Source organism: Enterobacter cloacae complex sp. 6730903 (assembly GCF_048283985.1).
Lineage (GTDB): Bacteria > Pseudomonadota > Gammaproteobacteria > Enterobacterales > Enterobacteriaceae > Enterobacter > Enterobacter hormaechei_C.
In genome coordinates this window covers 19,310-32,630 of sequence record NZ_JBLVXX010000051.1, presented here as the reverse complement: position 1 = coordinate 32,630, position 13,321 = coordinate 19,310, and the positions used below count along the sequence as shown (strand labels likewise).

At 59.0% G+C, this 13,321-nt stretch carries 11 protein-coding genes; 3 read left to right on the top strand and 8 right to left on the bottom strand.

Annotated elements, in window-relative coordinates; all coding sequences use genetic code 11:
- Window positions 1-347: 347 nt before the first annotated feature.
- A complete protein-coding gene (fdhF, locus tag ACNQ0W_RS21405) occupies window positions 348-2,495 on the bottom strand; it encodes a formate dehydrogenase subunit alpha (protein ID WP_080024796.1) in 2,148 nt (715 codons plus the stop codon).
- Between the two features lie 256 nt (window positions 2,496-2,751).
- On the opposite strand from fdhF, the gene ACNQ0W_RS21400 reads away from it, so the two are divergent.
- A complete protein-coding gene (locus tag ACNQ0W_RS21400) occupies window positions 2,752-3,483 on the top strand; it encodes a response regulator (protein ID WP_032104458.1) in 732 nt (243 codons plus the stop codon).
- Here ACNQ0W_RS21400 and ACNQ0W_RS21395 read toward each other — a convergent pair.
- From ACNQ0W_RS21395 to ACNQ0W_RS21370, 6 genes are all read right to left on the bottom strand, one after another.
- On the bottom strand, window positions 3,465-4,484 hold the full coding sequence (locus tag ACNQ0W_RS21395; RefSeq protein ID WP_062933790.1) for a carbohydrate kinase family protein: 1,020 nt from the start codon (window positions 4,482-4,484) through the stop codon (window positions 3,465-3,467). The genes ACNQ0W_RS21400 and ACNQ0W_RS21395 overlap by 19 nt on opposite strands.
- Window positions 4,484-5,344 (bottom strand): ketose 1,6-bisphosphate aldolase, encoded by an 861-nt coding sequence (locus ACNQ0W_RS21390; protein ID WP_006810451.1) that lies wholly within the window; start codon window positions 5,342-5,344, stop codon window positions 4,484-4,486. The genes ACNQ0W_RS21395 and ACNQ0W_RS21390 overlap by 1 nt, the downstream gene beginning before the upstream one ends.
- Window positions 5,345-5,354: 10 nt before the next feature.
- Complete coding sequence (locus ACNQ0W_RS21385) at window positions 5,355-6,041, bottom strand: D-lyxose/D-mannose family sugar isomerase (RefSeq protein WP_062933791.1); 687 nt, start codon at window positions 6,039-6,041, stop codon at window positions 5,355-5,357.
- 121 nt (window positions 6,042-6,162) lie between these two features.
- The gene (locus ACNQ0W_RS21380; protein ID WP_003860240.1) at window positions 6,163-7,104 is read right to left on the bottom strand and encodes an ABC transporter substrate-binding protein; all 942 of its coding nucleotides are present in this window, start codon (window positions 7,102-7,104) and stop codon (window positions 6,163-6,165) included.
- Between the two features lie 28 nt (window positions 7,105-7,132).
- Entirely contained in the window at window positions 7,133-8,128 is a 996-nt protein-coding gene (locus ACNQ0W_RS21375) for an ABC transporter permease subunit (protein WP_045334732.1), read from the bottom strand.
- A 2-nt stretch (window positions 8,129-8,130) separates the two neighbouring features.
- Complete coding sequence (locus ACNQ0W_RS21370; protein WP_062933792.1) at window positions 8,131-9,645, bottom strand: sugar ABC transporter ATP-binding protein; 1,515 nt, start codon at window positions 9,643-9,645, stop codon at window positions 8,131-8,133.
- A gap of 181 nt (window positions 9,646-9,826) precedes the next feature.
- Here ACNQ0W_RS21370 and ACNQ0W_RS21365 point away from each other — a divergent pair, with 181 nt between their 5' ends.
- On the top strand, window positions 9,827-12,106 hold the full coding sequence (locus ACNQ0W_RS21365; RefSeq protein WP_062933793.1) for a hybrid sensor histidine kinase/response regulator: 2,280 nt from the start codon (window positions 9,827-9,829) through the stop codon (window positions 12,104-12,106).
- Between the two features lie 69 nt (window positions 12,107-12,175).
- The gene (gene yjdP / locus ACNQ0W_RS21360; protein WP_062933794.1) at window positions 12,176-12,499 is read left to right on the top strand and encodes a DDRRRQL repeat protein YjdP; all 324 of its coding nucleotides are present in this window, start codon (window positions 12,176-12,178) and stop codon (window positions 12,497-12,499) included.
- Between the two features lie 55 nt (window positions 12,500-12,554).
- Here yjdP and phnP read toward each other — a convergent pair whose 3' ends face one another.
- A complete protein-coding gene (phnP, locus tag ACNQ0W_RS21355; protein ID WP_062933795.1) occupies window positions 12,555-13,313 on the bottom strand; it encodes a phosphonate metabolism protein PhnP in 759 nt (252 codons plus the stop codon).
- Window positions 13,314-13,321 lie beyond the last annotated feature (8 nt).

The window sequence follows — 13,321 nt, the reverse complement described above, 5'->3', positions numbered from 1 at the left end:
GATTCACGACTTCAAGGCGCTTTTCGAAGGGGTATTTTGGCTTTGACATATCAGGGACTATTCCATTTCATCGTCCAACAAAATGGGTGCAGTACAGGTAAATGCAAATTTCCCGGGGCTTTCCACTTTCTGTCCCTCAACAATGCTCAAGACAGAAAGTCTTAAGCACCCGCCGCATATCTTATCCCTCTGAATTAAAATGAAAAGATGTAATTAATTTTCGCGCAAATTACATTTTTTCTGCGAGGCATCTTCAGAAATATATATAGATGTAATTAATAGCGATGCCAGAAATAATAATGGGGTGAATATCTCACCCCATATTAGTCAGCGATTAATTAACGGCTTCATCCCATTGCGCTTTCGCGCAGGCGGGCTTTCAGCTTGTTATATTCATCGATCACATACTGTTCCGCAGCGTGTTGATCCGCTATTGGCTCCACGTTTACGGCGCAGTATTTATACTCCGGCGTTTTGGTTATCGGGCTTAAGTTCTCCGTCACCAGCTCGTTACAGGCGCCAATCCACCACTGGTAGGTCATATAGACTGCCCCTTTGTTCGGACGGTCGCTGACCTGCGCGCGGGTAATGATGCGGCCTTTACGCGAGTTCACCCACACCAGCGCTTCATCTTCAATACCGAGCCGTTCGGCATCGGCGGTGTTGATCTGCGCGTAGCCCGGTTCATCCGCCAGCGCCGCCAGCGCGGCGCAGTTGCCGGTCATGGAACGGCAGGAGTAGTGGCCCACTTCACGCACGGTGGAGAGCACCATCGGATACTCGTCGGTGAGCTTATCAATCGGCGCGACCCAGTCGCAGGTGAAGAACTGCGCCAGCCCGTTCGGGGTGTCGAACTTCTCTTTAAAGAGGTATGACGTCCCCTGATCGGATTCTGACTCATCCCGGCACGGCCACTGGATGTAGCCCAGCTCACCCATTTTTTCATAGGTTGCCCCATAAAAGTCCGGGCACAGATGCCGCAACTCGTCCCAGATCTCCTGGGTGTTGTTGTAGTGCATCGGGTAGCCCATGCGGGTGGCGATTTCGCTGATGATCTGCCAGTCCGTTTTCAGATCCCACTTCGGCTCGACGGCCTTGAAGAAGCGCTGGAAGCCGCGGTCTGCCGCCGTATAGACACCTTCATGCTCGCCCCAGGAGGTCGACGGCAGAATCACATCCGCCGCCGCCGCGGTTTTGGTCATAAAGATATCCTGGACAATCACCAGCTCCAGATCCTCAAAGCCTTTGCGCACCGCAGACAGTTCGGCGTCGGTCTGGAGCGGATCTTCACCCATGATGTAGGCCGCACGTACTTCACCGTGCGCCGCGCGGTGCGGCAGCTCGCTGATGCGGTATCCGGTGTGTGCCGGCAGACTCTCCACGCCCCAGGCCTTCGCAAACTTCTCGCGGTTTTCCGGGAATTTGACGTACTGGTAGCCCGGATAGGTGTCCGGCAGCGCGCCCATATCACACGCACCCTGCACGTTATTCTGACCACGCACCGGGTTCACGCCCACATGCGCTTTACCCAGATTGCCGGTCAGCATGGCGAGGCTGGTGAGCGAGCGCACGGTTTCCACGCCCTGGTAGAACTGGGTCACGCCCATGCCCCATAGAATGGCGGCGGTTTTCGCTCCGGCGTACATCCGCGCCGCCTGGCGGATCTCCTGTGCGCTGACGCCGGTTATCGCCTCTACTGACTCCGGCGTATAGCCTTCGACAATCTTGCGATACTCTTCAAACCCTTCCGTACGGCTCGCGACAAACGCCTGGTCGTAGAGGTTCTCCTCAATAATGACGTGCCCCATCGCATTCAACAGCGCGATGTTCGAGCCGTTCTTCAGTGCGATGTGCATATCCGCAATGCGCGCGGTTTCAATTTTGCGCGGATCGCAGACGATGATTTTCGCCCCGTTCTGTTTGGCGCGAATGACGTGATTCGCGACGATAGGGTGAGAATCCGCCGGGTTATAGCCGAAGATGAACACCAGATCGGTGTTATCTATCTCATTGATGGCATTACTCATTGCGCCGTTACCGACCGACTGGTGCAGACCTGCAACCGATGGGCCGTGTCAGACGCGAGCGCAGCAGTCGACGTTATTGGTACCAATAACGGCGCGCGCGAATTTTTGCATCACATAGTTGGTTTCATTCCCGGTTCCGCGTGAGGAGCCGGTAGTCTGAATCGCATCCGGGCCATACTTGGCCTTGATGGCGCTGAGGCGCGTGGCGACGTAATCCAGCGCTTCATTCCAGGAGACGGCTTCCAGCTTGCCGCCGCGCTCGCGACGGATCATAGGGGTTTTCAGGCGCGGGGTGAGGATTTGGGTATCGTTAATAAAATCCCAGCCGTAGTACCCTTTCAGGCACAGCGTGCCCTGATTGGTTTTCCCCTGCGCCGCTTCCGCCCGGACGATTTTGCCGTTATCGACCACCAGGTGGATCTTGCAACCTGAGGCACAATAAGGGCAAACCGTGACGACTTTTTTCATCACTTTGCTCCAGTTAAACAGTTCTTACCTGCCCAATATGCAGCTTCTATGCCATGTTTTTACTATGGGTATTTCCTGACTTTACGACCCTTTGCGGGGCAAAACCCTGACGAAAAACAGCCAATCGTCAAAATTGACGTGTCGAAAGGGCAGGGGATGTGACATGGATTGAATTTCCGTCACGTAAAAAACAATTCGGCTGGAGCCAGCGGCAGAATGGTTCAGACTTAACATAATTCCCTGACGGAAGCATGCGATGAAACCGGCGATTCTGGTGGTTGATGATGATGTCGCAGTCTGCGAACTGCTACAGGATGTGCTCAGCGAGCACGTCTTTACCGTGCTGACGTGTCACACCGGTCAGGACGCGGTGAACCGTGTCCAGCAGGACCCCGGCATTGCGCTGGTTCTGCTGGACATGATGCTGCCGGATATCAACGGATTACAGGTTTTGCTGCAACTGCAAAAGCAGCGACCGTCGCTACCGGTGGTGATGCTGACGGGGCTGGGAAGTGAATCAGATGTGGTCGTCGGGCTGGAAATGGGCGCTGATGATTACATCGGAAAACCGTTCAATCCGCGCGTGGTGGTCGCCCGCGTTAAGGCGGTGCTGCGTCGTACCGGCGCGCTGGACGCGGAGCCTGCCGCGCCGCGCGTTGAAGGTATTGCCTTTAACGGCTGGACGCTGGACACCACCCGCTGCGAGCTGAGCGATCCGCAGCGTAATACCGTGCCGTTAACCCAGGGCGAATACGGCCTGCTGCTGGCATTAACGCAAAACGCCCGCCGGGTACTGAGCCGTGAACAGCTGCTGGAGCTGACCCACAGCGAAAGCGCCGAGGTCTTTGACCGCACTATCGACGTGTTGATCATGCGGCTACGGCGAAAAATTGAGGTCAATCCGCACCAGCCTTTGCTGATCAAAACCATTCGCGGTCTGGGCTATGTTTTTGCCACGGACGTTTCCCATCATGAAAAAGCCGCCTGACCGTTCTCCTGAATAAACGCCTGAAGCTCGGCCAGCGTTTTCGCGCCGTCAATCGCATTGGCCGCCAGCAGGCTGGCCCGCGCGCAGGCGTGCGCCAGATAAATACTCTCGGTAAGCGACAGCGATTCATGGCAACCGTATAAAAAGCCCGCGCAAAACGCGTCGCCCGCGCCGACGCTGCCGATAATGTCGTCCTGCGCCAGCTTCCACGACGGAACCCATTGCCCTTTTTCACCCGGCGCTTCACCCCATGCCCCTTCCGGACAGTGGATCACTACCCGCTGCCGCACGCCTGCCGCCAGCAGCTGTGCGGCAGCGTCGGCGATATGGGCCATGTTCAGCGCATCATGGCCGTCGCGGATCTCAAGCCCGCTAAACTCACCGGCTTCCAGTTCGTTAATCACCAGATAATCAAGATGACGCAGGGCAGGGAGCACCAGCGGCTGATAGCGCGGATCGCCCTTGCGGGAGACCAGATCGAGCGAGGTTTCATACCCCTGATCGCGCATCTGTGCCAGTAACCGCGCGCTGCGGGTGCCAAACTCCTCGTCCGGCATGTCCAGGCTGTCGAGCAGCAGCAGATAGCCGAGATGGAAGATCTTCAGCGATCCGTCGAAGCGATCGAAGGCGGGAAGATCCAGCAGGCGGTTGGCGCCCGGCGAGTGAAAAAAGGTGCGCTGTCCGCTGGGGTCGGTCATCACCTGCGACATCGACGTTGGGGCGAACGTTGTACGCTGCACGCGCTGGCGATTGACGTGATACTGGTCGAGCATCGCCAGAATATAGTCTCCGTCGCTGTCTTCTCCAATCAGCCCCACCGCCTGTAACGGCAGGCCGACGTGCATTTTCGCCAGCGTCAGCAGAACGTTGAGCGGCGCACCGCCGGTTGAGCGTTCACTGTGGGTGATTTCCGCCAGCCAGCCGCGCTCCGGCCACTGCACGATCTGGTGGACGTGATCCACCAGCATATTGCCTGCGGCGATAATCCCTTTGCGTTCCATTATGCCTGCCCCGCGCTGCCGAAGATGCGCATCTGCTCCGCAACCGTATCGGTAATGGCCTCTTCAATGCCCAGCAGCAGTTCGGCAAACTCATCGTACAGCGGCTGGCGGTTCGCCATGCGCTGCTCAACGGCGGCGAGCGCGGCCTGCGACATGCCGGTATAGAAGTTGATTTTATGAATGCCCAGCTCGATGGCGCGGCGGAAATCAGCATCGCTGATGCCAGAGCCGCCGTGTAACACCAGCGGCAGGCCCGTCTGCTGGCGAATGGCGTCCAGACGCGGGAAATCAAGCTTCGGCTCGCCCTTGTATTTGCCGTGCGCGTTGCCAATGGCGACCGCCAGCGCATCGATGCCGGTTGAATCAACAAACTCGCGCGCCAGCTGTGGGTCGGTAAAGAACGCTTCGTCCGCATGCCCGTACAGCGCGCCGCCTTCATCTCCGCCGACTGCGCCCAGCTCCGCCTCCACCGAGACGCCCACCGCGTGGCACATCTTCACCACTTCCCGGGTCTGGCGGATATTTTCCTCATAGCTCAGCGTCGAGCCGTCGAACATCACCGAGCTGAACCCTAAGCGCAGGGCGCGCACCACCGCCTCAAAATGCAGCCCGTGGTCGAGGTTAAGCACCACGGGAATATCGTGACGGGCGGCTTCGAACTTCACCGCTTCCACCAGTGACTCCAGAGACACGTACTTAAAATGCACTTCCGCGATGTTGATGATAAACGGCGAACGTTCCTGCTTCGCGGCGGCAAACAGCGCGCGCAGAAAATGGGAGTCGAGAACGTTGAACGCGCCCAGGGCGTAGCGGTGTTCTCTGGCGTGTGCCAGACCGTCGGCAAGAGAAATCAATGGCATCATTCACTCCTTATATCCGAAACAGGGTGTACTCATTGCACAGCACCAGCACCGCCGGTTCGTCTTCTTCGATGGTGTTGTAGCGGTCAATGGGCTGTAAAAAGTGGTTGTCGTGTTCATCGTCATTGACCGACGACACTTCGCCCACCAGCACGTCGCCAAAGCCGCGTTCGCCCCAGAAACTGTGGTACAGGCCGGGCGTCAGGCAGATGCTTTCCCCTGGCGTGAGGCGCAGATGGCTACCGGGCGCGTGCGTCTGCCGACAGCCGTCTATCGTGACGATCACGTCGGTGTTTTCGGTCTCTTCATGCGCGCCTGCATTCCATAACTCAATAATCAGATTCCCGCCGCCGCGGTTGATGATGTCCTCCCGCTTGCGCCAGTGGAAATGCATCGGCGTCACCTGGCCGTCGCGGACGTGCATGATTTTTTCGGCATAGCACTTTTCATAAGGCACGCCGTTGGGGGAGCCGTTGCGCAGGGTGAACAGCGTTAGCCCCTGTGCGGCAAAATTGTTACCGCCAAACGCCGTCACGTCCCAGCCAAGCCTGAGGTCGAACACCTCCTGCCAGGCGGCCTGGTCAAGCTGCTGCCATTTTGTCGGCGGAAAGCTGGCAAACGGCGGGAGATGCACGTCGTGCATGGAGAAGAACTGCCGCGTGTGGCCGAGGATTTCATTGATGTCGGAGCGTTTCATGGGGACTCCTTGAGTTTTATGCCACCCCCTCACCCCGGCCCTCTCCCTCAAGGGAGAGGGGGAGTAAGTTCCCTCTCCCCGTGGGAGAGGGTTAGGGTGAGGGCATCAGGCCGCACCGGGTTTACTTAACCGTCCACCCCTTATACGTGCCGACGTTCTTTTTATCGATCATCGTCACCGGGATCAGCACAGGCTCTTTCGGCGCAGGTTTGCCCTGAAGAATGTCATAGCCGATCTCCACCGCCTTCGCCGCCATCACCTGCGGATCCTGCGCCGGCGTCGCCACAAACAGGGAGTTTTCGCGCTTCAGGGCTTCTTCACCGTCCGGGCTGCCATCCACGCCAACGATAAAGAATTCATTGCGTTGCGCCTGTTTCGCCGCCAGATCGGCGCCGATCGCCGTCGGATCGTTAATTGCGAATACGCCGTCGATCTTCGGATTGGCCGCCAGCAGGGAGGTCATGACCTCCAGTCCGCCTTCGCGGCTGCCTTTGGCGTTCTGATTATCCGAAAGCACTTTGATATCCGGGTGGCGCCTGAACTCGGTCTGGCAGCCCTCCACGCGGTTTTGTACCGCAGAAACCGGCGGCCCGTTGATGATCACCACGTTGCCTTTACCTTTCAGGCGGTCGGTTATGTACTTACAGGCCATCTCCCCCGCCTGGGTGTTATCAGAGGTGATGGTGGCATCGGCCCCTTCCGCCGCCACGTCAACCGCCACGACCACGATCCCCGCCTCTTTGGCGCGTTTTACCGCCGGGCCGATCCCTTTAGAATCCGCAGCGTTGAGGATGATCATGTCCACTTTCGCGGCAATGAAGTTGTCGATCTGCGACACCTGTTGGCCCAGATCGTACCCGCTGGAGACCAGCGTCACCTTGACGTTATCCCCCGCCAGCTTGCGCGCTTCCAGCTCGGCGCCTTTGGTGATCTGTACGAAGAACGGGTTAGCCAGGTCGCCCACCGTCACGCCGATGGACTTCAGATCTTTTGCCTGCGCAAACGGGGTTGCGGCCAGCAGCGCGCCAGCACAGAGCGCGGTCACTAAGGGCTTCAATCTCATGCTGTATTCCTCACGTAGGGTATTGTTGTTATGCACTTTGATGGTGTCGGGTACGGTATTTGTCGATCAGCACCGCTATGATGATCACCGCCCCTTTGATCACCAGCTGCCAGAAGTAGGAGACGCCCATCAGCGTCATGCCGTTGTTGAGGGTGGCGATGATCAACGCGCCGACCAGCGTGCCCGTGATCGTGCCGATCCCGCCGACGAAGCTGGTGCCGCCGAGGATCACCGCCGCAATCGCATCCAGCTCGTACCCCGTGCCGAGGTTGCCGTTGGCGCTGTAGAGGCGCGAGGCGCTCATCACGCCGCCTAATCCCGAGAGCAGGCCGCTCATGCCGTAGACAAACAGCAGTACCAGCCAGACCTTGATGCCGGTTAAGCGTGCCGCCTGCATATTGCCGCCGACCGCATAGATGTGAACGCCGAGGGTTGTGCGACGCAGAATAAACCAGCACACCACAATCACCGCCAGGGCGATCACCACCAGCCACGGTACGGGACCAAGATAGTTATTACCGATCCACTCGAAGTTAATGTTGGAGTTAATGACCGTCGTGCCGTCCGCCAGCAGGTAGGCCGCGCCGCGCAGTGCCGTATAGGTGCCGAGGGTGACGATAAACGGCGGCAGCCCGGCGAAGGCCACCAGCGCGCCGTTGAACAGCCCCAGCACCATACCGAGCATCAGCGCCGCCGGAATGGAGAGCATCGCAAATTCCGGGATAAGCGAGACCACCATCGCCGCTACCGCCGTAGTACCCAGAATCGAGCCCACGGAGAGGTCAATCCCGCCGGTCAGGATGATGAAGGTCATCCCCGCCGCCAGCACGATGTTGATCGACGCCTGCCGGGTAATATTGAGCAGGTTACTTTCGGTGAAGAAGTTTGGGGCGATAAAGCCAAATACCGCCACAATCAGGATTAAAATTGGCAAAATGCCGATCGTTTGCATCAGATCGCTCATCAGCATTTTTTTGGCGGAGGCGGATTTCGCCACCTGCTGCGGATGGGTTGGAGTTGTCATAATTACACCGCCTGATGATGTGTGTCGTTCACGCCGGTTGCCAGCGTCATAATGTTTTCCTGAGAGATGTCGCGTCCGTGGAGTTCACCCGCGATGCTGCCTTCCCGCATCACGTACACCCGGTCGCTCATGCCCACCACTTCCGGTAGCTCGCTGGAGATCATCAGAATCGCCACCCCTTTGCGCGCCATCTGGTTCATGATGCGGTAGATCTCGCTTTTTGCGCCGACGTCCACCCCGCGCGTGGGCTCGTCCAGAATCAGAATGCGCGGGCCTATCGCCACCCAGCGGGAGATCAGCAGCTTTTGCTGGTTGCCGCCGGAGAGCCCGCCCGCGCGCACCTGAGAATGGGGCACGCGGATATTGAGCAGGGCGATGGCGTCATCGGAAATAGACTGCGCTTTTTTGCGGTTCAGCCAGCCGAAGGTGGCGTCGCGCTCCAGCGTCGCCATGGTGATGTTCTCCTGCGCCGCCAGCTCCAGAAACAGCCCCTGCTCCTTGCGGTTCTCGGTAAGAAAACCGATGCCGTTCTCAATGGCCGCGCGCGGGGAGTGGATCACCACCGGTTCGCCGTCGACCTCGATCATGCCGCCAGTGGCTTTGCGCACGCCGAAGATCAGCTGCGCCAGCTCGGAGCGACCGGCCCCGACCAGCCCTGCCAGCCCGACGATTTCACCGGAGCGCACCTGCAAACTGCACGGCTGCACTTTTTTGCCATCTGTCAGGTGGTGCACGTTCAGACGCGGGCTGCCGAGCGGAATATCGCGCTCTTTGTTAAACAGATCGCTGAGCGGGCGGCCCACCATCATGCGCACCAATTCAGAGGCATTCAGCTTGTCGCGCGTCAGGCTGCCGACGTACTGCCCGTCGCGCAGGACGCTGACGCGATCGGAAAGCTCATACACTTCCGCCATGCGATGGCTGATGTAGATAATCGCCATCCCTTCATCGCGCAGGCGCAAAATCAGTTCGAACAGACGGTGGGTTTCGCGCGAGGAGAGGGCGGCGGTAGGTTCGTCCATCACCAGTATGCGGCTGTTGCGGTGCAGGGCGCGGGCGATCTCCACCTGCTGTTGCTCGGCGATGGTCAGCTTCATGACCAGGTCGGTGGCGCTGAACTGCGCGCCCAGACGGTCAATGACCGCCTGCGCCTGGGCAGCCATCTCTTTGCGCTGGACCAGCCCGCCGCGCGACAGCTCGCTGCCGAGAAAAATGTTTTCCGCCACGGTCAGGTTAGGAGCAAGCTGCATCTCCTGATAAATCAGGGTAATGCCTGCGGCCAGCGCATCCTTCGGCCCTTTGATGTGAAACGGCTTACCGTCGATGAGGATGTCGCCGCTGCTGGCGGTATAGGCGCCTGCGAGGATCTTCATCAGCGTGCTTTTTCCGGCGCCGTTTTCCCCCATCAGCGCGTGGATCTCACCGGAGAAAACCGTCAAATCCACGCCCTTGAGCGCGTGGAAATTGCCAAACGTCTTGGCAATGTGGCGCATCTCTAAAACCGGGGTTCTGCTCATGGCGGATCTCCTGTGAATGTCGATATCTGCACTTCATCACAGGCGCGTAAATGCAAAATGTCAGAAGCTGTTCATATTTGTCATAGTTATGAATAGCTAATCGCCATCACATTTTCCTTTTCCCTCTCCCTGTGGGAGAGGGCCAGGGTGAGGGCACCAAACCGCAGAGGAGCCCAAACCCATGTCTTCACGCCCCCCGTTCTTCACCAGCGCCCGCGGTCGCCTGCTGATATTTAACCTGCTGGTGGTGGCGGTAACGCTGATGGTCAGTGGCGTGGCGGTGCTCGGCTTTCGTCATGCCAGCCAGATCCAGGAGCAGGTGCAGCAGCAAACGCTGGATGACATGACCGGCAGCATGAACCTCGCGCGTGATACCGCGAATGTGGCGACGGCGGCGGTGCGGCTGTCGCAGGTGGTCGGTGCGCTGGAGTACAAAGGCGAAGCTGAACGGCTGAAACAGACGCAGATGGCGCTGCGCCACTCGCTGGAGCAGCTTGCCGATGCGCCGCTGGCGCAGCAGGAGCCGGCGCTGGTGGCGCGTATTATCCGCAGGAGCAATGAGTTACAGCAGAGCGTGACGGGAATGCTGGAGCGCGGGCAAAAACGGCATCTGGAGCGTAACGCGCTGCTCAGCGCGCTGTATCAAAGCCAAAGCTACCTGCGTCATTTGCAGGATATCAACCGCCGTTACGCGAGCAATGTGCCAGACGCCCGGCAGCTTGCAGAGATGGACAGGCTGATCGTTGCCGCCATTGATACCCCTTCACCGCGCGCCACGGTGCAGCAGCTGGATGCAGTAACCGCGATGTTACCCGCGAGCGCCCTGCAACCGGTGGTCAACCTGGTGCTCCCGGATTTTAATGATGAGCTGCGCAAGCTCGCGCCACTGTCGAAGCAGCTGGAGGAGAGCGATCTGTCCATCAGCTGGTATATGTTCCACATCAAGGCGCTGGTGGCGATATTAAACCGCGACATCAATCAGTACGTTGAACAGGTGGCGCAGGCCTCCCGGCTGCGTACCGCCCAAAGCCACCAGGAGCTGCGCTCCATCAGCGTGTTTATCAGCGTCTTCGCGGTGCTGGCGCTGATCATCACCGGCTGCGCCTGCTGGTATATTTACCGCAATCTGGGCTCCAACCTGACGGCTATCTCAAGGGCAATGTCGCGCCTCGCTCACGGCGAACAGGATGTGTCGGTGCCCGCGCTACAGCGGCGTGATGAGCTGGGGGAACTGGCGCGCGCGTTTAACGTTTTTGCCCGCAATACCGCTTCGCTGGAGCACACCACGCGGCTGCTGAAGGAGAAGACCTCGCAGATGGAGGTCGACCGCATTGAACGTCAGGGGCTGGAGGAGGCGCTGCTGCACAGTCAGAAAATGAAGGCGGTCGGGCAACTGACGGGCGGGCTGGCGCATGATTTTAATAACCTGCTGGCGGTGATAATCGGCAGTCTGGAGCTGACCGATTCAGCGTCACCGGACGCGCCGCGCATCACTCGTGCGCTCAAAGCCGCGGAACGCGGGGCCATGCTCACCCAGCGTCTGCTGGCCTTCTCGCGCAAGCAATCCCTGCAACCCCATGCGGTAGAGATGAAGCCGCTGCTGGAGAACCTGAGCGAGCTGATGCGGCACTCGCTTCCCGCCACGCTGACGCTGGATATTGAAGCGCAAACCCCGGCCTGGCCCGCATGGATTGACGTCAGCCAGCTGGAAAACGCCATTATCAACCTGGTGATGAACGCCCGTGATGCAATGGAGGGGCAAAACGGTGTGATTAAAATCCGCACCTGGAACCAGCGTGTGACCCGCAGCGACGGGCGCAGGCAGGATATGGTCGCGCTGGAGGTGATTGACCACGGCTGCGGGATGTCGCAGGAGGTGAAATCGCAGGTCTTTGAACCGTTCTTTACCACCAAACAGACCGGCAGCGGCAGCGGGTTAGGGCTGTCGATGGTGTACGGCTTTGTGCGTCAGTCCGGGGGGCGCGTTGAGATCGAAAGCGCGCCGGGGCAGGGAACCAGCGTGCGGCTCCAGCTGCCGCGTTCGACGCTGCCCGCGTTCTCCGATGATGCCGCGCTGGCGACCACGGCCCCGGCAGAAAGTGAGCTGCTTGTGCTGGTCCTGGAAGATGAGGCGGGCGTGCGGCAGACCCTGTGCGAGCAACTGCACCAGCTTGGCTACCTGACGCTTGAAGCCGAAAACGGCGAGCAGGCGCTGAACATGCTGGATGCGTCGCCGGATATCGGCATGTTTATCAGCGACCTGATGTTGCCGGGCGGCCTGAGCGGCGCGGAGGTGATCGGCCATGTACGCAGCCACTATCCGCAGTTGCCGGTGCTGCTGATCAGCGGGCAGGATTTGCGCCCGGCGCATAACCCGCAGCTGCCGGACGTTCAGTTACTGCGAAAACCGTTCACCCGCGCACAGCTGGCGCAGGCGTTGCGCAAGGTGATGGTAATTTGAGATTCCTCCGCTACTCCCGCTAACAGCCAGTCATTACTTTAAGGCCAGTTCACCTGCGAGTCTGGCCTTATGAAACGTTACTCTACCGCTCTGTTATTGGGTCTGCTGACTTTAACCAGCCAAATGGCGCATGCCGATGTGATTGATGATGCCATTGGCAATATTCAGCAGGCGATCAACGACGCCTATAACCCCGGCAGCAGCCGTAATGATGACGACGACGATCGTTACGATCGCAGCCGTCAAACCGACAGCCGCCAGTACGACGATCGTCGTCGGCAGTTAGAAGAGCGACGCCAGCGTTTAGACGAGCGTCAGCGGCAGCTGGATGACGACCGGCGTCGGTTAGAAGAGGATGAGCGCCGGTTAGAGGATGATTACGATCGGTGGTAACCCCCAGTATTGCAACGCGTAGGCCGGGTAAGGCGCAGCCGCCACCCGGCAAAACCTAATCCAGTACCAGCACCATCCCGTCATACCCCGCTTCAATGCCGGACGGCAGCGGGTTATCCATCATCCACACGTCAAACTGATGGCTGATATGCGTCAGGATCACCTGCGGACAGCCAATCACCTCGTTCAGCGCAATCACCGTGTTCAAATCACAATGGTTGCGTGGCGTTTCCGGGCGCGGTTCATGGCTACAGTCGATAATCATCGCCTGCGGCTGATTGTTTAGCAGAAACGTCACCGTTTTATCCGGTAGCCCGGCGGTATCAGAAAGCCACGCCACGCGGCTGTGGGCGGACTCCAGCAGATAGCCAAACGTGAGTTTTGAATGGTTGAGCGGCAACGGCGTGACCCGTAAGCCCTGAAGTTCAAACATCACAAACGGCTCCACCGTGTGGCTGAAATCCAGAAGGCCCGGATGTTTGAACAGGTCGTCACAGCCTGCGTCGTCCGGCGGACCGTAAACCGGAATGGTCGCCCCCACGCCCCAGCGCAGAGGAAACAGCCCCTGAACGTGATCCATATGATAATGGGTAAGCAAAAACTGCCTGAAACTCCCCGCGGGCCAGTCGTCCATCAGGTGTGGAATACCCGCGTCCAGCAAGGTGACCGCATCGTTGAATTTCACCGCCGCGCTACAGGGGCGACGGCGATAATGTTCCTGTAAACGCGCCCGTCGGCACGCCGCGCAGTCGCAGCCAAACACCGGCACCAGCTGCGCCCCTCCGGTTCCTGTCAGCGTGATCGTCATACTCATAACGCACC

Bases quoted from the DNA above. Each gene is read 5' to 3' on its own strand.
- ACNQ0W_RS21375 (WP_045334732.1), bottom strand. From the start codon at position 8,128: ATGACAACTCCAACCCATCCGCAGCAGGTGGCGAAATCCGCCTCCGCC.
- yjdP (WP_062933794.1), top strand. From the start codon at position 12,176: ATGAAACGTTACTCTACCGCTCTGTTATTGGGTCTGCTGACTTTAACC.
- ACNQ0W_RS21365 (WP_062933793.1), top strand. From the start codon at position 9,827: ATGTCTTCACGCCCCCCGTTCTTCACCAGCGCCCGCGGTCGCCTGCTG.
- ACNQ0W_RS21385 (WP_062933791.1), bottom strand. From the start codon at position 6,041: ATGAAACGCTCCGACATCAATGAAATCCTCGGCCACACGCGGCAGTTC.
- ACNQ0W_RS21395 (WP_062933790.1), bottom strand. From the start codon at position 4,484: ATGGAACGCAAAGGGATTATCGCCGCAGGCAATATGCTGGTGGATCAC.
- ACNQ0W_RS21390 (WP_006810451.1), bottom strand. From the start codon at position 5,344: ATGCCATTGATTTCTCTTGCCGACGGTCTGGCACACGCCAGAGAACAC.
- ACNQ0W_RS21400 (WP_032104458.1), top strand. From the start codon at position 2,752: ATGAAACCGGCGATTCTGGTGGTTGATGATGATGTCGCAGTCTGCGAA.
- ACNQ0W_RS21370 (WP_062933792.1), bottom strand. From the start codon at position 9,645: ATGAGCAGAACCCCGGTTTTAGAGATGCGCCACATTGCCAAGACGTTT.
- phnP (WP_062933795.1), bottom strand. From the start codon at position 13,313: ATGAGTATGACGATCACGCTGACAGGAACCGGAGGGGCGCAGCTGGTG.
- ACNQ0W_RS21380 (WP_003860240.1), bottom strand. From the start codon at position 7,104: ATGAGATTGAAGCCCTTAGTGACCGCGCTCTGTGCTGGCGCGCTGCTG.